Here is a 25,078-nt window from a genome sequence, read left to right on the forward strand (position 1 = left end):
TTATTTAAGTGTTAAGAAACAGAGATTCTAAAAAACCTCTGTTTCTCATCATACTCTCTTACTTTTTCTTTAATTCCTTTTGCATTTCTTTCATTTCATTTAGCGAGTAATTATAGCATGTTCTCGCTTTCAGTTTTGATTGTTTTTCCTTCATTTCATTTAGTGAGTAATTGTAACAAGTTCTTGCTTTTAATTTCATTATTACCACTCCTATCTGAAATATTTTCAATATCATATTACCGTAATTGATTTTATTTGTAAATATGGGATTTAATTATAATTTAGCATCTATTTAATAAACTTTCGGCATTCAATAATTTCTAGAGACAGAACGAATTTAAACTTAATCGCTTTCCTTCAAGTTCTACGTTTTTCTCAGCGTATGAAAAAAAGTTGCAAGAAAACAAATGTTTTCTTACAACTTTTTATTATCTTCTTAGCTGTTAATCTTCGCAAGGATCGCATTCCATGCTTCATCTTTTCCCTTTTTTGTTTCAGAAGAGAAAAGGATTAATTCATCTGATGGGTCGATGTCGAGTGTCTGTTTGACGACTTTCGCATGCTTTTCCCATTTGCCTTTTGGAATTTTATCGGCCTTTGTCGCAATAATGATCACAGGAACTCCATAGTATTTAAGGAATTCATACATGTTCACATCATCTGCGGATGGCTTATGACGCAGATCCACAATTTGGACGACTGCTTTTAACTCTTCACGCATTGTAATATACGTTTCGATCATTCTCCCCCATGCTTCGCGCTCTGTTTTTGATACTTTTGCAAAGCCATAACCTGGGACGTCCACAAAATGGAGCATATCATTAATAATGTAAAAATTAAGCGTCTGGGTCTTTCCTGGTTTAGAAGACGTACGCGCTAAATTTTTCCGATTAATCAATGAGTTAATGAACGAGGACTTTCCAACATTTGATCGTCCAGCAAGTGCGATCTCAGGCAGCCCCCCGCTCGGGTACTGCTCTGGTTTCACCGCACTAATGACGATATCTGATTTTGTTACTTTCATCTTCCCTCTCCTACTAACGCTTTCTCAAGCACCTCATCTAAATGTGAAACCGGAATAAAAGTTAATCCTTCTCTCACACTTTCAGGAATATCATCAATATCCTTCTCATTGTCCTTTGGAAGAATAATCGTTTTCAGTCCTGCACGATGTGCGCCTAATGCTTTTTCTTTTAATCCGCCAATCGGAAGCACTCTTCCTCTTAACGTAATTTCTCCTGTCATACCAACCTCTTTTGAAACAGGACGTCCTGTGAGTGCTGATACAAGAGCCGTCGCAATGGTAATACCAGCTGATGGCCCGTCCTTTGGAACCGCACCCTCTGGAACATGGATATGAATATCGTGCTTTTCATTAAATTGAGGATCAATGTTCAGTTCATCTGCTTTTGAACGAATATAACTGAATGCCGCCTGCGCAGATTCTCTCATGACATCACCGAGCTTACCTGTTAGCAAAAGCTTGCCTTTACCAGGCGAGAGTGAGACCTCGATGGACAAGGTGTCTCCGCCAACTGTGGTATATGCAAGGCCTGTTACAACGCCGACCTGATCTGTCGTTTCCGCCTGACCATAACGGTAAAGTCTTTTTCCGAGGAATTCAGATAAGTTCTTTTCCGTCACTGTGATGCGTTTGCGGTCTTCAGCCACAATTGCTCTTGCCGCTTTTCGGCAAATCGCCGCAAGCTGACGCTCTAACCCGCGGACTCCTGCTTCTCTCGTGTAATAGCGAATCATATCATAAATCGCTGCTTCACGAAGCTGCAAGTTCCCTTTCTTTAATCCGTGCTCCTTTAGCTGCTTCGGCAGAAGGTGATCTTTCACAATTTCTGCTTTTTCAACTTCCGTATACCCTGCAATCGTGATAATCTCCATTCTATCACGAAGTGGACCCGGAATGGTTGCTAAATTGTTGGCAGTTGCGATAAATAAGACTTGAGACAAATCAAATGTCTCTTCAATATAATGATCGCTAAAGTTATGATTTTGCTCTGGATCTAACACTTCAAGCATCGCAGAAGACGGATCTCCCCTAAAGTCAGAAGACATTTTATCAATTTCATCTAAAAGAAAGACCGGATTCATTGTGCCCGCCTTGCTCATCCCGCGAATGATACGGCCCGGCATCGCACCTACATAGGTTCTTCGATGACCACGGATCTCAGATTCATCACGTACACCGCCAAGAGAGATACGGATAAACTTTCGATCAAGTGATTTAGCAATGGATTTTGCAAGTGACGTCTTCCCTACCCCAGGAGGTCCTGCCAAGCAAAGAATCGGTCCCTTTAATGAATTTGTTAGTTTTTGAACAGCAAGATATTCGAGTACCCGCTCTTTTACTTTTTCAAGCCCGTGGTGCTCGTCATCTAAAATTTCGCTTGCAAGCTTTAAATCTAGACGATCTTCTGTATAAGTGCCCCACGGCAGATTGATCAGCCAATCAATATAATTGCGAATGACAGAACTCTCAGCAGAGCTTGAAGGGATTTTTTCATAACGGTTCAGTTCTTTTAAAGCCGTTTCACGAACGGAATCTGGCATGCCGGACTCTTCAATTTTAGCCATAAGCGTACTGACTTCGCCTGTTTTCCCCTCTTTGTCTCCAAGCTCTTTTTGAATAGCTTTCATTTGTTCGCGCAAATAATATTCTTTTTGCGTTCGCTCCATTGAACGTTTGACACGCTGGCCAATTTTCTTTTCAATCTCTAGCACTTCTTTTTCATTGTGAATGAGACTGATGACCCGATTCAACCGTTTTTTGACATCGACTGTTTCCAGCACTTCTTGCTTGTCTTTTAATTTCAAAGGAAGGTGGGAAGCGACGATATCCGCCATTCTTCCAGGTTCTTCAATATCCGTCACCGTTGCATATGTTTCAGCTGAGATTTTTTTTGAAATTTTTATGTACTGATCAAAGTGATCTAACAAAGTGCGCATGAGTGCTTCTGCTTCTGCGTCCTTTAATTCTTCTTCTGTCAACTCTTTAATATCGACTGACGTATAGTCTTCTAGCTCCATGTAGGATTCGATCTGCGCTCGATTTAAGCCTTCGACGAGCACACGGATCGTTCCATTTGGCAGCTTCAGCATTTGTTTAATTTTTGTGTAGGTGCCGACTTTGAAAATTTCCTCTTCACCTGGTTCATCTATTGAAATTTCCCGCTGTGTTGCTAGAAAAATCATATGATCGTTCATCATGGCCTGTTCTAATGCTTGAACAGACTTTTCGCGCCCAACGTCCAAATGCAAGACCATTGTTGGATAAACAAGCAAGCCTCGCAGTGGAAGGAGCGGAACATTCTTTTTGATTTCATCTGCCATGTTGATAGACACCTCCGTCACTAGTATGAATCATTATAATATACCTGTTTCAGTCTTGTACAATGTAAAAGACTTGAGAAATGATGATCTTACCGTAGTATACCCTTTCTTTTTATCTTGAAAAAGAAAAAAAGATCTATTTCACTAAAAAATCCCCATATGAGATGGGGATTAAACAGATTTCCTTTTCATTTCTTCTTCTAGTCCATCTTTCTTCTCATCTGGCGGATTGACCAAACACTGATCCAGCACTTCTTGGAAGTGCTTCACAGGCACAATTGTCACCCCTTCAATCTCTTTTAATATCGACTGCTGATTGTCATAAGGGATGATCACTGTTTTGACACCCGCTTGTTTGGCTGCCTTGATTTTTGGTATGACACCGCCAATCGGCTTCACCTGACCTTGTAATCCAATCTCACCGGTCATCGCCGTTAAATGATCAATCGGGATTTGATGAATGGCTGAGAAAATGGCTGTGGCCATCGCAATTCCAGCAGACGGCCCATCAATCGGGGCACCAGCCGGAAAATTAATGTGGATATCATATTCATTTGTTCGTATGCCTAAGTTTCGAAGCACGGTTAAGACATTTTCAACTGAGCCCTTCGCCATACTTTTCCGTCTGATCGATTTCGACTGATTGCCGATGCTTTCTTCTTCCGCAATACCAGTAATATTGATACTGCCTTTTTCAAGCGCTTTACAAATGTTCACTTCAATTTCAAGCAGAGCCCCGCTGTTCGGTCCATACACGGCAAGACCATTTACTACTCCTACCTTTGGCTTTTCCGGTACTTTTTGTTCATATCTTGGTGTCAGCTGGCTTGAATGAATGACCCATTCTACATCGGCGATCGTAATATCCTTTCGGTTTTCAGTGACAGCCATACCTGCGGCAATCTGTACCATGTTGACCGCTTCACGTCCATTTTTCACATAGGATGTTAGCAGGTTCAGTCCTTCGTCACTTAATTCCTTCTGTATTTTCTCGACTGCTTTAGCTGCAACAATTTTCAGCTCATGCTGATCCAAATCCTTGAAGAAAATCTCCAAACATCTTGATCGAATAGCCGGCGGAATTTCGTCTGGTGTTCTTGTCGTGGCGCCAATCAGTCGAAAATCAGCGGGTAACCCATTTTGAAAAATATCATGGATGTGATTCGGGATTTGCGTATTTTCTTCACTGTAATAAGCACTGTCTAAAAACACTTTTCGATCTTCTAGCACTTTGAGCATTTTGTTCATTTGAATCGGATGCAGTTCTCCAATTTCATCGATAAAGAGAACGCCGCCATGAGCATGTGTGACGGCTCCTTGTTTCGGCTGCGGAATGCCGGCCTGTCCCATGGCCCCTGCTCCTTGATAAATGGGATCATGTACAGAACCAATCAAGGGGTCTGCGATGCCTCGTTCATCAAATCTTGCCGTTGTGGCATCAAGCTCAACAAATACTGCATCTTTTTTAAATGGTGAATCAGCGTGACGCTTCGCCTCTTCCATCACTAGACGGGCAGCAGCTGTTTTTCCAACACCAGGCGGCCCGTAGACGATGACATGTTGCGGGTTCGGTCCACACAGGGCTGCTTTAAGTGCACGTATACCGTCTTCCTGCCCTACAATATCTTGAAACCCCTTTGGCCGGACTCTCTCTGATAAAGGTTCACTCAGTTTAATGGATCGCATCTTTCTGAGTGCTTCCATTTCTTTTTTTGATTCTTTATCGATCGTCACCTTTTGTGTGCGCTGATTTTTCAGTAAGTTCCAAAAGTACAACCCGATGACGATACCAAAGAACAGTTGTATGAATAATACGATTCCTGTCCAGCTCAATCGGTGCTCCCTCCTTCATCTATCGTTATGTATTGGTTTCTGTCTGCTAGTATTTCCTAGAGCTGGACGGAATAAACACAACTTCCACGATAAATAAAAAACTCCTGAATCAAACGATTCAGGAGTCATTCAAATGGGCTTATGCTGATGTTTTTGTATCTTTATTCACGACTGTACCGTCTTTTAAGACAAGACGTGGTGGCTCACCATCAGCAACCGTTTCACCAGTAATGACACATTTCTCAATATCATCACGAGATGGAAGATCAAACATCACATCAAGCATGATGCCTTCAATGATGGAGCGAAGACCACGAGCTCCTGTTTTACGCTCAATTGCTTTTTTCGCAATTTCGCTAAGAGCATCTTCTTCAAACTCAAGCTCAACATCATCAAGCTCAAGCATTTTTGTATATTGCTTAACGAGCGCATTTTTAGGCTTCGTCAAGATTTCTACAAGTGCTTTTTCATCTAACGGCTCTAGGCTTGCAATAACCGGAAGACGACCGATGAATTCTGGGATTAAACCGAAGCGAAGTAAGTCTTCTGGCAGAACTTTTGATAGAAGGACTTCTTTTTCAAGATCTTCAATTTTATTTTCCGCACCGAATCCAATCACTTTTTGACCTAGGCGGCGTTTGATGATTTGCTCAATGCCGTCAAAGGCTCCACCACAAATGAAGAGGATATTTGTTGTATCAATTTGAATGAATTCTTGATGAGGATGTTTACGTCCACCTTGAGGCGGTACACTAGCAACTGTTCCTTCAAGAATTTTCAAAAGGGCTTGCTGTACACCTTCCCCAGATACATCACGAGTGATAGAAGGGTTTTCTGATTTTCTTGCTACTTTATCGATCTCATCGATGTAGATAATGCCTTTTTCAGCTTTTTCTACATCATAATCTGCTGCTTGGATCAGCTTTAGTAAAATATTCTCTACGTCTTCCCCAACGTAACCTGCTTCTGTTAAAGACGTCGCATCTGCAATCGCAAATGGAACATTTAAAATACGTGCAAGTGTTTGAGCAAGTAATGTTTTACCGCTTCCTGTAGGTCCAATCATAGAAATGTTACTTTTCGAAAGCTCAACATCATCAATCTTACTGTTGGAATTAATCCGCTTGTAATGGTTATAAACCGCTACAGCTAAGGATTTCTTCGCATTCTCTTGTCCGATGACATATTCATCAAGAATTTCCCGGATTTCATGAGGTTTCGGAACATCCTTGAATTCAACTTCTTCCTCAGTACCGAGCTCTTCTTCAACTATTTCCGTGCAAAGCTCGATACATTCATCACATATATATACGCCAGGTCCTGCGACCAGTTTACGCACTTGATCTTGCGTTTTTCCGCAAAACGAGCATTTTAATTGACCTTTTTCCTCGTTGAATTTAAACATTCTTTCACCCCTTATTCTTCTTCACTTGCCTGTAGCTAACAGTCAGCTACCCTTCTGGGTCCAGTATGTATGCATTTTACCATACTTTCCTAAAAGACGGTAATGATGTGTTTGTAACACTGCACATTGAGATATGTATGACAGAAAGATGCGACTTACACTATCGTTTCCAAAAGAAGCGATGATAAGTCAAAAATTGTACAAAACAAGGCACGAGTCACTCGCGCCCTGTTTTATTATTATGCACCATATTAACGGTTTTCTACAAGAAAATCAATTGCTTTACGAACTTTTAAATCTTCTTTCATTGCTTCAGTAGAACCGATCGCTTGTTTGATATTTTCAACTGGCATGTTGTATGCTTCAGCCATTTTTGAAAGTTCTTCTTCCACTTCTTCATCAGACACTTGTAGGTCTTCTGCAGCAGCAATTGCTTCAAGAGTAAGATTAGATTTTACGCGTTTAGCAGCATCTTCTTTCATTTGCTCTTTTAGCGCCTCTTCATCTTGTCCAGAGAACTGGAAGTAAAGCTCAAGGTTCATCCCTTGCATTTGAAGACGTTGTTCGAATTCTTTCATCATGCGGTCTAGCTCAGTGTCAACCATCGCTTGAGGAACGTCAACTTCCGCATTTTCAGAAGCTTTTGCTACTAGCTCTTCACGAAGTTTGCCTTCTGCTTCGTTTTCTTTTGCTTCTTCAAGACGTTTCTTCGTTTTTTCAGTTAATTCAGCAATCGTTTCTACTTCTTCATCAACATCTTTAGCGAACTCATCGTCAAGTGCTGGAAGTTCTTTTGCTTTAATTTCATGAATTTTCACTTTGAATACAGCTGGTTTACCTGCAAGGTCTTCAGCATGATATTCTTCTGGGAATGTCACTTCAACGTCTTTTTCTGCACCTGCTTCAAGACCAACCAATTGCTCTTCGAAACCAGGGATGAATGAACCAGAACCTACTTCAAGAGAGTAGTTCTCAGCTTTTCCGCCTTCGAATGCTTCTCCATCAACGAATCCTTCGAAATCTAGAACAACTGTATCGCCGTTTTCGATTGCGCCTTCTTCTTTGACAACAAGCTCAGCTTGACGGTTTTGCATAGCTTTTAACTCTTCTTGGACATCTTCATCAGATACAGATGTGTCGTCTTTTTCTACGTTAAGACCTTTGTAGTCACCAAGTTTTACTTCTGGCTTCACTGTTACTTTTGCAGTGAAGATTAAGCTTTCGCCTTTTTCGATTTTCTCAACATCGATTTCAGGGCGGTCAACCGGCTCGATACCAGCTTCGTCGATTGCTTTCGGATATTCAACTGGAAGAAGAATATCTAGTGCATCTTGATAAAGAGATTCTACTCCAAAACGCTGCTCAAAAAGACCACGTGGTACTTTCCCTTTACGGAATCCAGGGATTGATACTTGCTTAACTACTTTCTTAAATGCATCATCAAGTGCTTTGTTAAATGTTTCAGCGTCAACTTCTACTGTTAAGACACCTTCGTTACCTTCTTGTTTTTCCCATTTTACTGACATGTGTGTTTCCCTCCAAAAATCTATTCAGATTGTGCGTTGTTACATTCTAAAGCATCATAAAGACTTCGTCCAATCAAAAACCACGCACTCCGCTAAAGAAGCGGTCTTATGTATACAACATTTGACTTGATTATACATAACGTCTTTCAACCGTTGGAATCTTACAACCGCACGATATATGCACAAATACAACCATTATATTATAACATAACAAGTCCGTCTTTCAACTAAATCGACAAATTACAAATAAGAAATTTCTTCAATATCTTTCAGCATTGTACAAGCTTCTCTCAGCTCTCGTTCGTTAAAATCATACAATAAATGCAATTCTTCGAGATCAATCTCGATCCCATGCATTTCATAGCCGACTTTATGAAGTGCCGCAGCCCAAAGATTCGGATCCGTATATTTAGGAAGAAATGGATATAGCACAAATAAGTGCCGGCGCCATAACTCTTCAACTCCTTGGTAAAGGGTTGGGTTCTCATTGCCGAGTGTGTCATCGAGCTTTCGAAGGACTTGCTGAAGCAGTGGCATTTGCTCTGGCTTGACAGCCTCAGAAGGAACAAGCGTTAAAGAATCACCGAACTTCGTCACATGAACCGGCTTTGCCACATCATGATCTGACAGAAGTTGCAGGATCAATGATTTGACCAAAGGGTTTCCATCAGGCTTTTGTAGGATCGTATTTAATAGACCCATATGCGGCGTGATGTTTCGGTCTTTCAGCGAATGGATGAACTGCACCTGCTCTTCTGGCCGCTCGAGCATTTCATCTATATTGATTTCTCCGCTGCCTTCCTCGTCTTCGTCTAAAATCTCTTCTGGTGATTCAATCATCTTTCTGCTAAATTCAAGCAGTTTATAAAAATGCTCCGCGCTTTCTGCTGGAAGGTGATTTTCTTCAAGGACAGCCTCAATTGTTTGTTTGACTTCCTCGTACTCTTTCAGCTGAATTAAGATGGTCATATATACTTGAAGCACAGTGAAATAGTGTCCATATCCTTCATGTAGCATCTTTTCACATACTCGCTTTGCATCCTGCAGCTCACCAAGCTCTAGAAAACAAATCGCCATACCGAGATGAATATCGGATTCTTCATCGTCATCATACGATTTCGCTTCTGAAAATAAGTGAAGCGCCTCTTGATACTGTTTATCTTTTAATGCTGCCATTCCTTTTTCAATCAGTCTTTCTTTCAGACCAGGAAACAAAATGACATTATCTTTCTTCTTGTCATGTTTCATGCTTACGTTCCTTTCGGGCGCATATTTTTTATCAGTTTACCAACGAAGGTTAGTAAACACAAGTAACGAGAGGTTTTCATGCAAAAAAGAAGCCGTCACACCACGGGGACGGCTTCTCGTTGTTTATGCACGCAGCCAGCTGCTACGTTTCTCTTCAAATGCTTGAATCTCATCTTCTAGTAACAATGTTAATGAAATCTCATCATAGCCATTCAGGAGCATTTCTCTCCAGTGTGGATCTACATCGAAAGGAGTAACATTCCCTTCATGGTCTTGAATCTGTTGTTTTTCCAGATCAACTGTCATCTCATATCCTTTGTTTTCATATGATGCAGCAAACGTTTTCCACACATCATAATCAAGGCGGATCGGAAGCATCCCGTTTTTAAAACAGTTTTGATGAAAAATATCGGCGAAAGATGGGGCAATGACAATTTTGAAACCATAATCATCAAGTGCCCAAGGCGCATGTTCCCTTGATGATCCGCAGCCAAAGTTTTCGCCTGCGATCAAAATAGAGGCTCCTTCATAAATCGGCTGATTGAGTTCAAAATCTGGATTCGGACTGCCATCTGCTAAATATCGCCAGTCGAAGAAGGCAAATCGGCCATATCCTGTTCGTTCGATTCTTTTCAAAAACTGTTTCGGAATGATTTGATCTGTATCTACATTTATACGGTTAAGCACAGCGGCTTTTCCTTTATGAGTGACTAAAGGCTCCATCTATGACACAACTCCTTACACGACTGTTTTCTCTTGATTAAACTTCCTGACATCGACAAATCGGCCATGTATGGCAGCCATTGCAGCCATTGCCGGGCTGACTAGATGCGTTCTTGCACCCTTCCCTTGACGTCCCTCAAAGTTACGGTTTGATGTAGATGCACAACGTTCACCTTCTGGCACCACATCGTTATTCATGCTGAGGCACATACTACAGCCAGATTCTCTCCATTCAAATCCTGCTTCTAGGAAAATTTCATGAAGACCTTCTTCTTCTGCTTGCAGTTTGACACTTTGTGAGCCAGGAACCACAATCGCTCTGACATGATCGGCTACTTTTTGGCCTTCGATCATAGAAGCGGCTTGGCGTAAATCAGTCATTCTTGAGTTCGTACATGAGCCAATAAACACATGCTCAATCGTAATATCTTCAATACGCTGATGCGGGTGAACCCCCATGTATTCATAAGCACGCTTTGCTTCTTTTTGATCATCTTCTTGTGCAAAATCTTCAGGTCCTGGAATTGCTGCATCCACAGGGAGCACCATTCCTGGGTTAATTCCCCACGTGACCATTGGTGAAATATGATTTCCATCTAAAACAATGGTTTTATCATAGGTCGCACCCGGATCTGTTCTTAGTTCTTTCCATTCTTTGATCGCTGCTTCAAAATCTTCACCCTGCGGTGCGTATTTGCGTCCGCGGCAATATTCAAAGGTCACTTCATCAGGTGCGATCAATCCTGCTCTTGCGCCTGCTTCAATTGACATATTACAAACGGTCATCCGCTCATCCATTGACATGTTTCTGAATACTTCCCCAGTGTATTCAATGACATAACCTGAACCGAACTTCACGCCGTGTGCGCCAATGACTGCCAAAATGACATCTTTGGCTGTTACCCCTTTTTGAAGCGTTCCGTCTACTCTAATTTCTAGTGTCTTCGGACGCTGCTGCCAAAGTGTTTGTGTGGAAAGTACATGCTCAACCTCACTTGTGCCAATCCCAAAGGCAAGTGCACCAAATGCGCCATGAGTAGATGTATGACTATCTCCACACACGATTGTTTTCCCCGGAAGTGTTAAACCAAGCTCTGGTCCAACGACATGAACGATTCCTTGGTCTACACTGTGAAGGTCAGCTAGACGGACCCCGAATTCAGCACAGTTGCGCTCTAGAGCACTGACTTGCTTCTTCGCAATCTCATCTTTGATCACAAATCGATTCACAGTCGGAATGTTGTGATCCATCGTCGCAAATGTGTTTTGTGGTCTTCGCACCTTGCGCCCTTTTTGTCTTAATCCTTCAAATGCTTGAGGTGACGTCACCTCATGCACCAAGTGCAGATCAATATATAAAAGGTCTGGTTTTCCCTCGCCATTTTTGACAACATGCTGATCCCATATTTTTTCGATGATTGTTCGAGGCATAACCCTTTTTCCTCCCTCTACCTAATTCAACAAGATTTCTATTTATACAATTGTTTTCGTACGTTGTTTGAGTGCATCTACAACGGCTTTCGTGATATCATCAGTTGTTTCATACGTTCCCTCTTTTGATGCTAGGTCCTTTGTACGTTTGCCAGAGGCAAGAACGGCTTCCACAGCTGCTTCAATTGCAGCCGCTTCTTCTTCTAAAGCAAAGGATGTTCTAAGCAAGCTGGCTGCTGACAATATAGTAGCCAGAGGGTTTGCGACATTTTGCCCCGCAATATCGGGTGCTGAACCATGAATCGGCTCATATAAATGAAGGCCGGTGCTTGATAAACTAGCAGATGGCAGCATGCCGAGTGAGCCAGTAATCATAGATGCTTCGTCACTTAAAATGTCACCAAACATATTCTCTGTCACGATGACATCAAATTGAGCGGGCTTATAAATCAGCTGCATCGCGGCATTATCGACGAGCATGTGCTCATATGCAACATCTGGATATTGGGATGCAACTTCTTCTACCGCATCCCGCCATAGTTTACTCGAAGCGAGAACATTTGCTTTATCCACAGACGTTACTTTTTTCCGTCTCGTTAACGCCATGTCGAATGCTTCTTTTAATACACGAACAATCTCTTCCTTTGTATAAAGAAGTGTATCAACCGCAGCTTCTTTTCCTTCATCATCCGTGTAGCGCTCACTTGGTTCGCCAAAGTAGAGACCTCCAGTTAATTCACGAACGATGACGAAATCTACTCCGCTAATGTGATCTTGTTTTAACGGTGAAGCCTCACTCAAGCTATCAAATACTTTGACAGGGCGGATGTTCGCAAATAAGTCCAGCTGCTTGCGAATGGAGAGCAAGCCTTTTTCTGGGCGAAGTTCTGGCGGGTTTTGATCCCACTTTGGTCCGCCAACGGCTCCTAATAAAATCGCATCTGCGCTTTTGCACACTTCTACTGTTTCTTTAGGGAGCGGATTGTTTTTTTCATCTATCGCTATACCGCCAATGAGAGCTGTTTCGAATTCAAATTCGTGTTGAAATTGAGCCGCTGTCTCTTTCAGGACAGCGACGGCTGATGTGACGACTTCCGGTCCGATTCCATCGCCGGGCAAAAGTGCAATTTTCTTTTTCATGAGTCCCTTCCTCCTTTCTTATGAGATGGCGTGATGTTTCTCAATTTCTATTAGGTTTGATTTAAAGATTAAATGTCTATTCACTGCATTGACGTAAGCTTTAGCCGATGCTTCCAGCACATCTTGCGCTACACCGCGTCCTGCTGTTTCTTTTCCTTCTATTGAAACAGTGACATATACTTCCGCTAGTGCGTCTCTGCCTTTTCCATTTGATTGAATACGATAGTCTAGCAAATGAATTCTTTCCTCCATACAGCGCTCAAGCGTGTTGTACACAGCTTCTACACTGCCTGCACCTGTAGCTGCTTCTTGAATGACTTCCTGCGTTTCTTGATTTTTAAGAGAGACTGTTGCTGTCGGCATTTGCTCTGTCCCATAATGAACTTGAAGACTTTCAAATTCATAGCCAATTTTACGGTCTGCTACTTTTTCTTCTAATATAATAGAGATCAAATCATCATCTGTGATTTCTTTCTTCTTCTCTGTTAAGTTCTTAAAAGTTTCGAAGAACTTATTGATTTCTTCTTCAGTCAATTTAAAGCCGAGTGTTTTTAAGCGGTCTTTAAACGCGTGTCTTCCGGAGTGTTTACCAAGGACAAGCACATCTGTTGTGACGCCTACAAGCTCTGGAGAGATAATTTCATAGGTTGTTTTTTCTTTGAGGAATCCATCTTGGTGAATACCTGATTCATGGGCAAATGCATTGTTTCCAACGACTGCTTTATTACGCGGTACAATCATACCTGAGTATTTGCTCACTACATCACTTGTGCGCTTAATTTCATTCAACTGAATGGTTGATTCGACTTGGTAAAAGTCTTTGCGAATATGAAGGGCAACTGCAATTTCTTCTAAAGCAGCATTTCCTGCGCGCTCTCCAATACCGTTGACAGCTGTTTCAATTTGATCTGCTCCGTTTTCAATGGCAGCAAGTGAGTTCGCTACAGCCATTCCTAAATCATCATGACAGTGTGCTGACAAGATGACTTGATCGATATTTGGAACGTGTTCCTTCATATATTTAAAGATATTTCCGTACTCTTTTGGTGCTAGGTATCCAACAGTGTCAGGCAAGTTAATGACACTTGCGCCTGCGTCGATCACTTTTTCTACAATTTCTGCTAGGAAAGAAAGATCTGTCCGGCATGCATCTTCTGCTGACCACTGAACAACTGGGAAGCGCTCTTTCGCGTATTTCACCATTGAAACAGCTTGTTCAACCACTTCTTCACGTGTTTTCTTTAGTTTATGCTTGAGGTGAATGTCAGAAGTCGCAATAAAGACGTGTATTCTTGGTTGAGCTCCATCTTTTAATGCGTCCCATGCAGCATCAATGTCACCTTTCACACATCGAGCAAGTCCTGCAACTGAACAGTTCTTAATCGTTCTTGCAATTTCTTGTACGCCTAAGAAATCCCCTCGGGATGAAGCGGGAAAACCCGCTTCAATAATATTAACCCCAAGGCGCTCAAGCTGCTTAGCAATGATTAGCTTTTCTTGTGCATTTAAGTTCACTCCTGGTGATTGCTCTCCATCTCGAAGTGTTGTGTCAAAAAAATTAATTTTTCGCACCGACGCTCACCGCTTCCTTTTTCTTTCCTTGTTTAACGAAAGGCATCATTTCACGAAGCTTTCTTCCGACGATTTCAATTTGGTGCTCATTTTCATTTGCATTGATCGCATTGAAACGTGGACGATTCACTTGGTTTTCAACAATCCATTCTTTCGCGAATGTTCCGTTTTGGATGTCAGTCAAGACTGCTTTCATTGATTCTTTTACTTTTGCATCCACAACGCGTGGTCCTGATACGAAGTCACCCCACTGCGCTGTATCAGAGATTGAATATCTCATACCTTCTAATCCTTCTTCATACATAAGGTCAACGATCAATTTCAGTTCATGCAGACACTCGAAGTATGCAAGCTCTGGCTGATAACCAGCTTCTGTTAATGTTTCAAAACCTGCTTTAACTAATGAAGTAAGACCTCCACAAAGAACTGCCTGCTCACCGAATAGATCCGTTTCCGTCTCTTCTTTAAATGTTGTTTCAAGAACGCCCGCTCTTGCTCCGCCAATCGCTTTTGCATAAGCAAGTGCTTTGTCTTTCGCTTGACCTGATACATCTTGGTAGATAGCAAATAGTGCAGGTACACCAGCGCCTTGCTCATATGTTCTTCTGACAAGATGTCCTGGACCTTTTGGAGCCACAAGATACACATCTACGTCACTTGGAGGAACAATTTGATGGAAGTGAACGTTGAATCCGTGTGCGAATACAAGTGAATTACCTGCTTCTAATTGATCTTTGATTTCTTCATCATATACTTTCTTTTGCTGCTCATCTGGAAGTAATACCATGACGACATCTGCTTGTGCTGCTGCTTCTTTTACTGTGAATACTTGATGGCCGTCTTCTTGTGCTTTTGTATAAGATCCGCCTTTTCTCACACCGACAATCACATCTACGCCGCTCTCTTTTAAGTTCAATGCATGTGCATGACCTTGTGATCCGTAACCAATGATAGCTACCTTTTGACCATTTAATACGTTTTCTTGAATATCACCGTTATAATATACTTTTACCATTTGACTCTCTCCTTTTGTTTAGACAATTGAAATTGTTTTATTTGTTTGCGGCTTTTGCTGATTATCTCTCGCAAAGGCCGTGGTTCCAGTTCTGGCGACTTCTTTAATGCCGTATGGCTTAAGTAATTCAATGAGTGCTTCAATTTTTGAAGACTCACCTGTCACCTGAATGACGACACTCTCTCTGCTCACATCTACAATAGAAGCTCTAAAAGGCTCAATGACCCCCGTGATCTCCATTCTAGATGCTGGTGCAGATACGACTTTTATCAAAGCCAGCTCTCGCTGAACGATTGATTGGTTTGTAATGTCTGTTACTTTCAGAACATCGATTTGTTTGTTCAGCTGTTTTGTCAGCTGTTCGATGTCTTTCTCCTGGTCTACATGGACGACGAACGTGATGCGTGATACATCTTGAATCTCAGAATGGCCGACCGTAATGCTTTCAATGTTGTAGTGTCTTTTGGTAAAGAGGCCTGTGATTCTGTTCAGTACGCCTGATCGATTTAATACAGTCAACACAATAATTCTTTTCAAGGTTTCACCCCCACCATCTCATGAAGTCCTTTCCCCGGTGCTACCATCGGGAATACTTTTTCATCTCTCGCTACATTGACATCGATGAAAACAGGCTCTCTAGAGGTTAAGGCTTCTTCGAGTTTTTCTTGCGCCTCTTCGTCTGATGAGATTCTGATCCCTTTAATGCCATAAGCTTCAGATAATTTCACGAAGTCTGGCTGCTCTGAAAATTTAGAATGTGAGTAGCGTTCTTCGTAAAAAATTTCTTGCCATTGTCTTACCATTCCAAGACTGTGATTATTGAGAACAATCACTTTCACCGGAAGGTTCAGCTCACGGATAACGGCAAGTTCTTGCAGGGTCATTTGGAAACCTCCGTCTCCTAAAATCGCCACAACCGTTGCCTCTTGATCAGCTAGCTGCGCGCCAATCGCTGCCGGTAAACCAAATCCCATTGTGCCAAGCCCACCAGATGTCACCCATTTATCGGCATTTTCAAATGGATAGAACTGTGCAGCCCACATTTGATGCTGCCCAACATCGGTTGCCACAATGGCTTCACCTTTTGTAAATTGATGAATGTATTCGATCAGCTTTTGAGGCTTAAAGCCTTCAGCTTCGTTTTCGACATACCAGAGTGGATATTCTTCCTTCCACTGATTTAGCTGGCTCTTCCACTCGTCTGATTCACCTTGTTTCCCGTCCTGCTTGATCAGTTCTTGAAGCACTAGCTTACTATCACCAACAACCGGGATATGAGTGTGAATGTTTTTACCAATTTCCGCTGGGTCGATGTCAATATGAGCCACCTTCGCATGCTTTGCAAAATGATTGAGGTTGCCGGTTACCCTGTCATCAAATCTAGCGCCGATTGAAATGAGTAAGTCACATTGATGAAGTGCCATGTTCGCTGCATATGTGCCGTGCATACCCGCCATTCCTAGGAAAAGAGGATGCTTTGCCGGGAATCCGCCAAGTCCAAGCAATGTATGAGCGACAGGGATTTGCTGCTGCTCTACATATTGCCTTAATTCTTCCGACGCTTTGCCATGAAGAACGCCAGCTCCTGCTAGAATAACTGGTTTCTTTGCTCTGCTTACAGCTTCTACTAACTTGCGAATTTGCAAATAATTCGGCTCAATTTTCGGCTGATAACCAGGCAAATCGATTGGCTGATCGTATTCAAATGTCCCTTCGATGCCAACGACATCTTTTGGAATATCAATCAAGACTGGACCAGGTCTGCCGGTTGTTGCGATGTGAAATGCCTCTTTAATGACACCCGGTAACTCTTCTGGACGTCTCACTTGATAGCTGTGTTTTGTGATTGGCATTGTGATACCAAGTACATCTGCTTCTTGGAAAGCATCTGATCCAATGACTGAGGTTGCCACCTGTCCAGTAAAGATAACCATAGGTAGTGAATCAATCATCGCATCTGCAATTCCTGTGACTAGATTTGTTGCCCCCGGTCCTGATGTGGCAATGACAACGCCTGGTTTACCAGATACTCTGGCGTATCCCTCCGCTGCGTGAATCGCTCCTTGCTCATGTCTTGGCAGGACATGAAATAAACCAGAATCGTAAATTTTATCGTAGATCGGTAAAACGGCTCCGCCAGGATAACCAAAAATGACTTCTACTTTTTCTCTTTTGAGTGCTTCAATTAACATGAGTGCACCGTTCATCGTTTGTGGTGCATTTGATTTTTCCGTCTCCATTTGTACATTTGTCCCCATTTGATTTCCTCCTCTTTGTCTTGCTTCAGTCAAGTTCTTTCACCCTTTTCCATTCAAGATAGAGATATGAGACCATATAAAAAAGCCTTCTCACCCCACAATGACACTACTTTTCACTAGGTCAAAGGGGCGAAAAAGCTTTGTTTTTCGCGGTACCACCCTTGTTCACGGCAAATCATGCTGCCGTCTCATGGACATCTTTCATCCATTTTGGTAACGAGTGATGCAATGTCACTCGGTCTGCCCTACTATCATTTCAAGCAGACACTCAGAGGTGAGTTCACTTTAGAAAGTAACACCGGTTTCCAGCTAGCACCGGCTCTCTGTAGATACTGACTCTAAAGCTACTAGTCCTCTTCAACGTTTATCGATATCTATTTAGCTTGCGTGAATGTTTTCATCGGTAAAGACTACTTTTTCTCCTTCTTCAACGACTCGCTTGCGGAATTGTTCAAGAAGTTTGTTTGTGTGGAACCCTGGTTTTCCTTCGCCAATGATACGGCCGTCAACTTTTACAACAGCGATGACTTCGGCAGCGGTTCCTGTCAGGAAGACTTCTTCAGCTGTATACACATCATGCCTTGTGAAAGGTTCTTCTTTCACTTCGTAGCCTAAGTCTTCTGCGATTTCCATGATGGCATTTCTTGTGATGCCTTCAAGTGCGCCGATATAACCTGGCGGTGTATATAGCTTGCCTTTTTTATAAATAAACACGTTGTCCGCTGAACCTTCAGCCACATACCCTTGATCGTTCAGCATGAGAGCTTCACTGACACCGGCCATATGGGCTTCAATTCGGACAAGAATGTTATTCAAATAGTTTAATGATTTCACTTTTGGACTTAGTACGTCAGGACGATTTCGCCTTGTCGGTACTGTCACAATATCAATACCTGTTTCATATAGGTGCTTTGGAAAGATGGCCAGCGGCTCTACAATGATCACTGTGTTGGCTCTCCCGCAGTTGTTTGGATCTAAGCCAAGATCACCGGCTCCTCTTGAGACAACAAGGCGGATATAGGCATCTTTTAGGCCGTTCCTTTCAACTGTATGAATCATTTTTTCAGTGAGCTCTTCAAGTGAATATGGAATGTTCAGCATAATGGATCTAGCGGAATCATACAGGCGGTCTAAATGTTCTTTCATTCGAAAGATATTTCCGTTATATACACGTATTCCTTCGAACACACCGTCACCATATAAGAAGCCATGATCATAAACTGAAATTTTCGCATCCTCTTTTTTCACGAGTTCATCGTTTAAAAAGATCCACTGTTCCTTTTGGTCTTCCATCTTCAGTGAGCACCCTCTCTTTCAAACAAAAAGTAGTTGAATTTTCAGACACTTTATATTGAAGTGTCTCACGCTTACTCTGCGTGACTGTTTGCTTTTGTTGAACCCATCTTACGCCGCTTTCCATACAGTGTCAACAGCATTTTTAAAATTATTAGACAATTTAGACTAATCAAAATAAAATGTATACGCTTACACCTTTGCTAGACAAGGAATGAAAAAACTTAAAATTTTTTGTATTTTTTCTTCAATTTATTTACTCTACATGAACGGTTTTCTTTTGAACAAGCTTTTGTAATATTTTTTCACACGGTTTTTGAAGAGTATTGTGAGATTTTATTTCGTTTGTTTTTTCCTTCAGCATGCCTTTCTAAAGCGTTTTCCTATGAATTTGTGATAGAATGAGAGCATCTAATAGAAGGAGGGCAATACATGGCTAACATCAGAGGTTATATCGGAACGTATACAAAAGGAGACAGCAAAGGAATCTATTCTTTTACTTTAAATACGGACAAGCAGCAGATTGAACAAGTAGAAGTGGCTGCAGAACTTGAAAATCCTACATATTTAACTGTCTCAGATTCTCAAAAGTTTGTGTATGCTGTTGTGAAAGAAGGAGCACAGGGCGGTCTTGCTGCGTATCAAATTGATGCCGACACCGGCGCACTTCGTTTCATCAACCAAGAGCTTGCCGATGGGGCTTCTCCTTGTCACGTCAGCGTGGACAGCCAAACGAAAACGGCGTTTACAGCAAACTATCATAAAGGAACAGCAGAGATGTACGAAATTGATGCTGAAAACGGCTCAGTGATCCGCACGCTGTCACAGGCGCAGCATGAAGGCACTGGACCAAACGAAGACCGTCAAGAAAAACCGCACACTCACTTTATGGGTTTGACACCTGATGAACAATTTGCAGTGGCTGTTGACCTTGGCACAGACGGTATTTATACGTATAAGAAAGAAAACGGCAAACTTGAGCTTGCCCATACATTTGAAACAAAACCAGGCAGCGGCCCTCGTCATATCACATTCCACCCAACGAAACCTGTGGCCTATGTCATGACAGAGCTCAGCTCAGAGGTCATTGTACTTCGTTACTTTGAAGATGGTCATTTCGAAGAGATCCAAACGATCGCAACCATTCCTAATGACTTCACAGAGAATAATCAAGGCAGCGCCATTCATGTGTCTTCTGACGGTCAATTTGTGTATGCAGGAAATCGTGGACATGACAGCATTGCCATTTTCAAAGCAGATCATGACGGCAAACTAAGCCTCGTTGAAATTGCTTCATCTGAAGGAAATTGGCCTAGAGACTTTGTCCTTGATCCAACAGAAGAATTTCTCGTCGGCTCAAACCAAGAATCTAGCAACCTTGTGTTATACAAACGTGACAAAGAAACGGGACGACTCACTGTCTTACAATCAGACATCACCGTTCCGCATCCGGTTTGCGTGAAATTTTTAGGATAATGAAAAAAGCCTCCGGTTAGGAGGCATTAGATTGTTGACAAAGGGCTAAAATGAACTTTATTTTAGCCCTTTGTCTTTTTTTCAGCGTAGTTGAAAATCCTTGAAGTCTAGGAAGAACGAGCACCGGACTGACAAAGAATGCGAGGGTTTGTCAATACGCTGAAGCCTCCGTTTAAGAGGCTTTTCTTTAAGCAGAAGGCATACCGCCATCTTCAAGCTTTTGATCAATGAAAGACGTATCGCTTTTTTCACCGAACCATTTTCCCAGCCTGTCTTTTGCTTTTCCTTTGACATCGTCATCAATGTACATTGCGACTTGAAGCAGAGCAAATGTGATGGCGCCTAGATCATCTGTGTAGCCGATCCCCACCAATGTATCAGGGATCAGGTCAATCGGAAGGATAAAGTACCCTAGCGCCCCAATGATGAGGGTCTTCGCTTTAACCGGTACTTCGGGTTTTTGCAATGTATAATAAAGTAATAGCACAGCATAGACAAGAGAAACTCCAGCTTTTTGTGCCGTCTTTTTTAACTTTTCCCAAAAGGCATGATCATTAAAATGCTTCTTTGAACGCTTTAATAGTTCTTTTTTCTCAGAACGATTCATCGTATCGCCTCCATATTCAGCATAGCCCTTCCACCCTATTTATACAAGAAATCCACTCATTCGACAAACAAAAAGCAGCAGAAAGCTGCTGCAATCTACTGCTCTTTGTAAAACTTTTCGATCGCCTTATCGATGTATACCCATCCTTTATACGACACATGAATCGTATCCTTAAAGAAATATGGGTCATACTCATGCGAAGTCAAATCTGCGACTTCATACCCATTATCTCGAATTTGACGATTGATTTTTTGATAATAATCTGTACGTCCCTCTTTCGGAAAACCAGTGTAATCATACCATTTTCCGTTGACGGGAATCGTCACGAATAAAGGCTTCGCCCCTGCCTGTTTTAAAATATCCAGCATGATCTGGAAATCTTTATATTCAGGTGATTCTGCATAAGAATTGTCGCGACGAGAATCCTTCATCTTTTTCATGATCGGCTTCAGCTTGCGGTCAAACAGTCTCTGATCAATATAAAACGGGTTGTCCCCTGCTTTTTCAGATCCTAAGACGCTCGCTTCTTTTTCAAGCTCAGTCCATGTTTTCCCTTTCACTGAAGGAGACGGACGAAGCTTGCGCTCATGCCCAGACCCGATCGTATAATACATGTCTTTCTTTTGAAGCATGCCATAATACATTTTTGCAATAGGAGAAATCGCGCCATAAGCGAATTTGTTCCCAGAAAGCTCTGCTTTAAAAAGCTCTGTGATGACCATGTCGTTCTTTACTGCCTTAAACTTCATGATTCTTTTGATAAGCTCTTTTTTCACAGCTGGATCAATTTCTTTATTATAAGCGAGATCAAGCGCCTGAAGCGCTGAATAGTTAGGAGCAAAGTGATTCTCGTCTGATCCCCCTTTGACAAACCACTGCGGGGACACGATAAACACAAGCTTTTTCCCTTTTAATTCATCCATATGCGCTGCAAAGTTCATGGCATGAATTAATGATTGCGATCCACCTTTTCCAACAAGATAAGGTGTAAACCCTTGAGGATTTTCATGAAAGAAATTCGAAGGGTGATATGGATCAAAACGTGATAGTTCAGAAGATCCATAGATCGGCAAATAAGTTGGATCTTTTAGCATTTCATCTTGTAAATAAAGCCCTTGGAACATCCCTGGATCTAATTCTGTGGCTGACTTTTGTAATTTGTCTTTTGGGATCAGATGTGAGAGCCATGCATTTGGTACAAGAAGAACACCAATGAATAGAACAGCCGCTAAAATAAGCGGCCCAAAAAAACGCTTTTTCATTACTTCATCTCTGCCAGCTGCTCAGCAATGTGATTCGGTGTATCCCACACATCACGATCAAACTCTGTAATCGGAACAGTAATTCCAAGTTGACTTTCAATTGCCATAAGTAGTTCTACTGTACCAAATGAATCTAGAAGACCTTCGTCAAAAATTGCAATCTCTGGATTTTCTTTCACAACGTCGTCCTGACAAACCTCTGCAATAATACCGTATACTTGATTTTTAAATTCCATAATTTTCTACTCCCTTAATCATTAATGATGAAATGGTTTTCCTGAAAAAATATAAAATCCGAAACAAATCACATGGAATGTAATAATGATCGACACAACCATTGTGACCTTATTATCCGGCCACCACTTGTGCTTTTTATTCCACTTCTCAAATAAATTGTAACCGGACATCACAACTGCATGGTATAGTCCGTAAATAATATATTGAAGGGCTAGACCATGCCAAGCACCCATCAATAGAAAGAGGACAAAGTACCCAATATTTGATACAGCCATCCGGTTCTTGATCCACTTCTTCTTTGTCATAAAGAACACAAATCTCATAAACACATAATCTCTGAACCAAAAGGACAGCGACATGTGCCAGCGATTCCAGAAGTCTTTAATATTACGGCTGATAAACGGTTTATTAAAGTTTTCTGGTGATTTAATGCCCATGATATAACTCACACCTACAGCAAATGCTGTATATCCAGCAAAGTCAAAGAACAAATACATGCTGTACGCATACATATACGTTAACTGTTGAACAAAGTGACTGCTGCTAATGTGATGAATATTCATGAGAATATACGTGTGAATGAGATAACCAATAATGAACTTATATAAGAACCCAATAAAAATTTTATGAATCCCTGCATATAGAAGGTCACTGTACGCTTCTTTTTCAGGCGGTGTATCCATATCCTTTTCAAACCGGCGATAACGATCGATTGGACCTGATGAAATCGTCGGGAAAAAGACGATGAAATAGACCAAACGGTGAATCGGGATTTTCTTTTTAATCAAGCCGTCTCTTGTCTCGATAATTAACTGAACACCTTTAAATGTTAAGTACGAGATCCCCAAAAAGCTCAGCCAGTTCATTGGCGGCGGTTGATGCGGATGATGAGTTAAAAAGAACGGTAAAATCTTTGATAGCACAAGCGGCAAAATCGATGCCACCACTGCCATATAGAAGACAGACGCACGGTTCGCCTTCAGCCGGTACGCAAGGTATAGGCGGATAATCAAGACTTGCCACACTGTAAACAGGAACAGCAGCAAAGCGCCATGTGCATCCTTTGAGAAAATAAGCGCGAGTGCCACAACCGTTGCAAACATGTTGTAGCCCTGCATTCTTTTGCCGCGAAGACCAAGAATCATCGTCGGCAAAAGAAGAATACCAATTAGAATGAAGAAAAAGAATGAACTAAACGGAATCATAGAAGAACCTCTTTCGCGATTCTTTTACGGTCAACCTTCCCGTTTGGCGTCATGTACAGCTGCTCAAGATAGACAAACTTTCTTGGAATCATGTACGCAGGCAGTGAATCCGCCATTTCTTTCTTAATTGCACTTGTCAGCTGATATTCTTTTTCAAAGGAGTGCTCAGTTGGGACAATGGCTGCAATTAAGTACTCCACATGCCCGTTTGGCTGAAACGGCACAATCACAGAAGCATTGACATACGTTGTCTCGCTCACATGATATTCAATTTCTTCAAGCTCCATCCGGTATCCATGTAGCTTAATTTGATAGTCCAGACGACCGTGGCACGTAATCAAACCATCCTGCGCCACACCTGCGTCACCTGTGCGGTAAGCAGGACGTCCTTCATGTTCAAAAAACACTTTATCCGTTAAGGCTTGTTCACCTAAATAGCCTTTTGTGACGCTTGGCCCCACGATGACAATTTCCCCTTTTTCCCCATCAGGGAGTGTCTTGCCTTCTTCATCTAAAATGACGATATCTGTATCCGGTTTGGCATAACCCACTGGTAAAGAATCGTGCTGATCAAGAATCTCCTGCGTGACTTCAATCGATGTAATCGCAACAGTTGCTTCAGTTGGACCATACGTATTAAAGACCTGCGCCTTAGGAAAACGCTCAAGAAGCGCGCTTGCTACAGAGACAGGAAGTGCCTCACCGCAGAAAAGGAAAACGTTTAGCTTTGGTAAAAGCTCCCCTGTAAAGGATGGGTCCATTAAGCACATTTGCACAAAGGAAGGTGTTGATGTCCACACTTCAACGTCAGATTGACCAAGTGCTGCAAACATATCCTTCGGCTTATTCACAAGATCTTTCACTAAACAGTAAAGCGTGCCGCCTGATTGAAGCGCTGGATAGAGATCCATCACTGATAAGTCAAAAGAAAACGGTGCTTGATTTAAGAACGTGCGCCCCTCGCCGATTGGGAAGTCGCTGCACATCCATCCTGTAAAGCTTTCTAAATTGCTGGCTGTTACCTGAACGCCTTTCGGTTTTCCGGTACTGCCAGACGTATAAATGATGTAAAACACATCATCCTGTTGAACCCACTGCGATGATGGCGGTGCTTCTTTTTCAAGAGCTAAAAGCGATGCCGCACTTTTCACTTCAATGTGTTCTTCTACATCTAATACATTCTGCTCATTTGCACATATCAATAGACTGGCTTTTGAGCTTTCAATGATTGAGACGATGCGCTCGACAGGTATGGAGATATCGACCGGAATATAGGGTCTGCCTGATTTCACACTGCCTAAAAAAGAAATCAGCATCTCTGGCTCCATATGACCGTATACAATGACAGGTGCACTGTCAGTTGCGACTGTATCAATCGCACCAGCCATTTGGTCTGATAGATGCCAAAGCTCATCATATGTGATCGAAGCATGTTGAGAAACAAATGCTGGCTGTGTCGGTTTCGTTTGTTGGTATTCATGAATCGTGTGTAATAGTTTCAT

Annotated in this window: 21 protein-coding genes and 1 other annotated feature; of the genes, 1 reads left to right on the plus strand and 20 read right to left on the minus strand. The window is 42.0% G+C overall.

What is annotated here, in order from left to right:
• Nucleotides 1–58: 58 nt before the first annotated feature.
• From NSQ11_RS12840 to ilvE, 15 genes are all read right to left on the minus strand, one after another.
• Nucleotides 59–199, minus strand: a complete 141-nt coding sequence (locus NSQ11_RS12840) for a hypothetical protein (RefSeq protein WP_017367733.1) — start codon at nucleotides 197–199, stop codon at nucleotides 59–61.
• Between the two features lie 237 nt (nucleotides 200–436).
• A complete protein-coding gene (gene yihA, locus NSQ11_RS12845) occupies nucleotides 437–1,024 on the minus strand; it encodes a ribosome biogenesis GTP-binding protein YihA/YsxC (RefSeq protein ID WP_007501562.1) in 588 nt (195 codons plus the stop codon).
• Entirely contained in the window at nucleotides 1,021–3,345 is a 2,325-nt protein-coding gene (gene lon, locus NSQ11_RS12850) for an endopeptidase La (protein ID WP_007501564.1), read from the minus strand. Before lon ends, yihA begins: the two co-directional genes overlap by 4 nt.
• 171 nt (nucleotides 3,346–3,516) lie before the next feature.
• A complete protein-coding gene (gene lonB, locus NSQ11_RS12855; RefSeq protein WP_007501566.1) occupies nucleotides 3,517–5,178 on the minus strand; it encodes an ATP-dependent protease LonB in 1,662 nt (553 codons plus the stop codon).
• A 139-nt stretch (nucleotides 5,179–5,317) separates the two neighbouring features.
• Nucleotides 5,318–6,583, minus strand: coding sequence for an ATP-dependent protease ATP-binding subunit ClpX (gene clpX / locus NSQ11_RS12860; RefSeq protein ID WP_017358145.1), 1,266 nt, complete (start codon nucleotides 6,581–6,583; stop codon nucleotides 5,318–5,320).
• A gap of 251 nt (nucleotides 6,584–6,834) precedes the next feature.
• Nucleotides 6,835–8,109, minus strand: coding sequence for a trigger factor (gene tig, locus NSQ11_RS12865; protein WP_035701776.1), 1,275 nt, complete (start codon nucleotides 8,107–8,109; stop codon nucleotides 6,835–6,837).
• A gap of 240 nt (nucleotides 8,110–8,349) precedes the next feature.
• Nucleotides 8,350–9,357, minus strand: a complete 1,008-nt coding sequence (ddcA, locus tag NSQ11_RS12870; protein WP_008342841.1) for a DNA damage checkpoint antagonist DdcA — start codon at nucleotides 9,355–9,357, stop codon at nucleotides 8,350–8,352.
• 123 nt (nucleotides 9,358–9,480) lie between these two features.
• A complete protein-coding gene (gene leuD, locus NSQ11_RS12875; protein ID WP_008342843.1) occupies nucleotides 9,481–10,080 on the minus strand; it encodes a 3-isopropylmalate dehydratase small subunit in 600 nt (199 codons plus the stop codon).
• 15 nt (nucleotides 10,081–10,095) lie between these two features.
• Nucleotides 10,096–11,511: a 3-isopropylmalate dehydratase large subunit gene (leuC, locus tag NSQ11_RS12880; protein WP_007501575.1), complete on the minus strand. Its 1,416-nt coding sequence runs from the start codon at nucleotides 11,509–11,511 to the stop codon at nucleotides 10,096–10,098.
• 42 nt (nucleotides 11,512–11,553) lie between these two features.
• Nucleotides 11,554–12,651, minus strand: a complete 1,098-nt coding sequence (gene leuB, locus NSQ11_RS12885; RefSeq protein ID WP_039166990.1) for a 3-isopropylmalate dehydrogenase — start codon at nucleotides 12,649–12,651, stop codon at nucleotides 11,554–11,556.
• An 18-nt stretch (nucleotides 12,652–12,669) separates the two neighbouring features.
• Entirely contained in the window at nucleotides 12,670–14,223 is a 1,554-nt protein-coding gene (locus NSQ11_RS12890; RefSeq protein WP_008342850.1) for a 2-isopropylmalate synthase, read from the minus strand.
• Entirely contained in the window at nucleotides 14,210–15,238 is a 1,029-nt protein-coding gene (ilvC, locus tag NSQ11_RS12895; protein ID WP_007501581.1) for a ketol-acid reductoisomerase, read from the minus strand. The genes NSQ11_RS12890 and ilvC overlap by 14 nt, the downstream gene beginning before the upstream one ends.
• A gap of 18 nt (nucleotides 15,239–15,256) precedes the next feature.
• Entirely contained in the window at nucleotides 15,257–15,775 is a 519-nt protein-coding gene (gene ilvN / locus NSQ11_RS12900) for an acetolactate synthase small subunit (protein ID WP_007501584.1), read from the minus strand.
• Entirely contained in the window at nucleotides 15,772–17,496 is a 1,725-nt protein-coding gene (ilvB, locus tag NSQ11_RS12905; RefSeq protein ID WP_342501120.1) for an acetolactate synthase large subunit, read from the minus strand. Before ilvB ends, ilvN begins: the two co-directional genes overlap by 4 nt.
• Nucleotides 17,497–17,618: 122 nt before the next feature.
• Nucleotides 17,619–17,866: a binding site (T-box leader), on the minus strand.
• A gap of 8 nt (nucleotides 17,867–17,874) precedes the next feature.
• The gene (gene ilvE / locus NSQ11_RS12910; protein ID WP_008342856.1) at nucleotides 17,875–18,789 is read right to left on the minus strand and encodes a branched-chain-amino-acid transaminase; all 915 of its coding nucleotides are present in this window, start codon (nucleotides 18,787–18,789) and stop codon (nucleotides 17,875–17,877) included.
• Between the two features lie 432 nt (nucleotides 18,790–19,221).
• On the opposite strand from ilvE, the gene NSQ11_RS12915 reads away from it, so the two are divergent.
• The gene (locus tag NSQ11_RS12915; RefSeq protein ID WP_008342861.1) at nucleotides 19,222–20,265 is read left to right on the plus strand and encodes a lactonase family protein; all 1,044 of its coding nucleotides are present in this window, start codon (nucleotides 19,222–19,224) and stop codon (nucleotides 20,263–20,265) included.
• A 187-nt stretch (nucleotides 20,266–20,452) separates the two neighbouring features.
• On the opposite strand, the gene NSQ11_RS12920 is transcribed toward NSQ11_RS12915, so the two are convergent.
• The 5 genes from NSQ11_RS12920 to dltA form a co-directional block, all read right to left on the minus strand.
• Complete coding sequence (locus NSQ11_RS12920; protein ID WP_008342863.1) at nucleotides 20,453–20,872, minus strand: YkvA family protein; 420 nt, start codon at nucleotides 20,870–20,872, stop codon at nucleotides 20,453–20,455.
• A gap of 95 nt (nucleotides 20,873–20,967) precedes the next feature.
• Nucleotides 20,968–22,134 carry a D-alanyl-lipoteichoic acid biosynthesis protein DltD gene (gene dltD, locus NSQ11_RS12925; RefSeq protein WP_046527219.1) on the minus strand — a complete coding sequence of 389 codons (1,167 nt, stop codon included), beginning with the start codon at nucleotides 22,132–22,134 and terminating at the stop codon, nucleotides 20,968–20,970.
• A complete protein-coding gene (gene dltC, locus NSQ11_RS12930; RefSeq protein WP_003216498.1) occupies nucleotides 22,134–22,370 on the minus strand; it encodes a D-alanine--poly(phosphoribitol) ligase subunit 2 in 237 nt (78 codons plus the stop codon). Before dltC ends, dltD begins: the two co-directional genes overlap by 1 nt.
• Nucleotides 22,371–22,391: 21 nt before the next feature.
• Nucleotides 22,392–23,576 carry a D-alanyl-lipoteichoic acid biosynthesis protein DltB gene (dltB, locus tag NSQ11_RS12935; protein WP_041506773.1) on the minus strand — a complete coding sequence of 395 codons (1,185 nt, stop codon included), beginning with the start codon at nucleotides 23,574–23,576 and terminating at the stop codon, nucleotides 22,392–22,394.
• On the minus strand, nucleotides 23,573–25,078 hold the full coding sequence (dltA, locus tag NSQ11_RS12940) for a D-alanine--poly(phosphoribitol) ligase subunit DltA (RefSeq protein WP_342501121.1): 1,506 nt from the start codon (nucleotides 25,076–25,078) through the stop codon (nucleotides 23,573–23,575). The genes dltB and dltA overlap by 4 nt, the downstream gene beginning before the upstream one ends.

The organism is Bacillus sp. FSL W7-1582 (genome assembly GCF_038593325.1).
Lineage (GTDB): Bacteria > Bacillota > Bacilli > Bacillales > Bacillaceae > Bacillus > Bacillus altitudinis.

What these genes read in the sequence shown, in the direction of transcription:
- NSQ11_RS12840 (WP_017367733.1), bottom strand. Translation starts at nt 199, where the DNA reads ATGAAATTAAAAGCAAGAACTTGTTACAATTACTCACTAAATGAAATG.
- yihA (WP_007501562.1), bottom strand. Translation starts at nt 1,024, where the DNA reads ATGAAAGTAACAAAATCAGATATCGTCATTAGTGCGGTGAAACCAGAG.
- lon (WP_007501564.1), bottom strand. Translation starts at nt 3,345, where the DNA reads ATGGCAGATGAAATCAAAAAGAATGTTCCGCTCCTTCCACTGCGAGGC.
- clpX (WP_017358145.1), bottom strand. Translation starts at nt 6,583, where the DNA reads ATGTTTAAATTCAACGAGGAAAAAGGTCAATTAAAATGCTCGTTTTGC.
- tig (WP_035701776.1), bottom strand. Translation starts at nt 8,109, where the DNA reads ATGTCAGTAAAATGGGAAAAACAAGAAGGTAACGAAGGTGTCTTAACA.
- ddcA (WP_008342841.1), bottom strand. Translation starts at nt 9,357, where the DNA reads ATGAAACATGACAAGAAGAAAGATAATGTCATTTTGTTTCCTGGTCTG.
- leuD (WP_008342843.1), bottom strand. Translation starts at nt 10,080, where the DNA reads ATGGAGCCTTTAGTCACTCATAAAGGAAAAGCCGCTGTGCTTAACCGT.
- leuC (WP_007501575.1), bottom strand. Translation starts at nt 11,511, where the DNA reads ATGCCTCGAACAATCATCGAAAAAATATGGGATCAGCATGTTGTCAAA.
- leuB (WP_039166990.1), bottom strand. Translation starts at nt 12,651, where the DNA reads ATGAAAAAGAAAATTGCACTTTTGCCCGGCGATGGAATCGGACCGGAA.
- ilvC (WP_007501581.1), bottom strand. Translation starts at nt 15,238, where the DNA reads ATGGTAAAAGTATATTATAACGGTGATATTCAAGAAAACGTATTAAAT.
- ilvB (WP_342501120.1), bottom strand. Translation starts at nt 17,496, where the DNA reads ATGGGGACAAATGTACAAATGGAGACGGAAAAATCAAATGCACCACAA.
- ilvE (WP_008342856.1), bottom strand. Translation starts at nt 18,789, where the DNA reads ATGGAAGACCAAAAGGAACAGTGGATCTTTTTAAACGATGAACTCGTG.
- NSQ11_RS12915 (WP_008342861.1), top strand. Translation starts at nt 19,222, where the DNA reads ATGGCTAACATCAGAGGTTATATCGGAACGTATACAAAAGGAGACAGC.
- NSQ11_RS12920 (WP_008342863.1), bottom strand. Translation starts at nt 20,872, where the DNA reads ATGAATCGTTCTGAGAAAAAAGAACTATTAAAGCGTTCAAAGAAGCAT.
- dltD (WP_046527219.1), bottom strand. Translation starts at nt 22,134, where the DNA reads ATGAAAAAGCGTTTTTTTGGGCCGCTTATTTTAGCGGCTGTTCTATTC.
- dltC (WP_003216498.1), bottom strand. Translation starts at nt 22,370, where the DNA reads ATGGAATTTAAAAATCAAGTATACGGTATTATTGCAGAGGTTTGTCAG.
- dltB (WP_041506773.1), bottom strand. Translation starts at nt 23,576, where the DNA reads ATGATTCCGTTTAGTTCATTCTTTTTCTTCATTCTAATTGGTATTCTT.
- dltA (WP_342501121.1), bottom strand. Translation starts at nt 25,078, where the DNA reads ATGAAACTATTACACACGATTCATGAATACCAACAAACGAAACCGACA.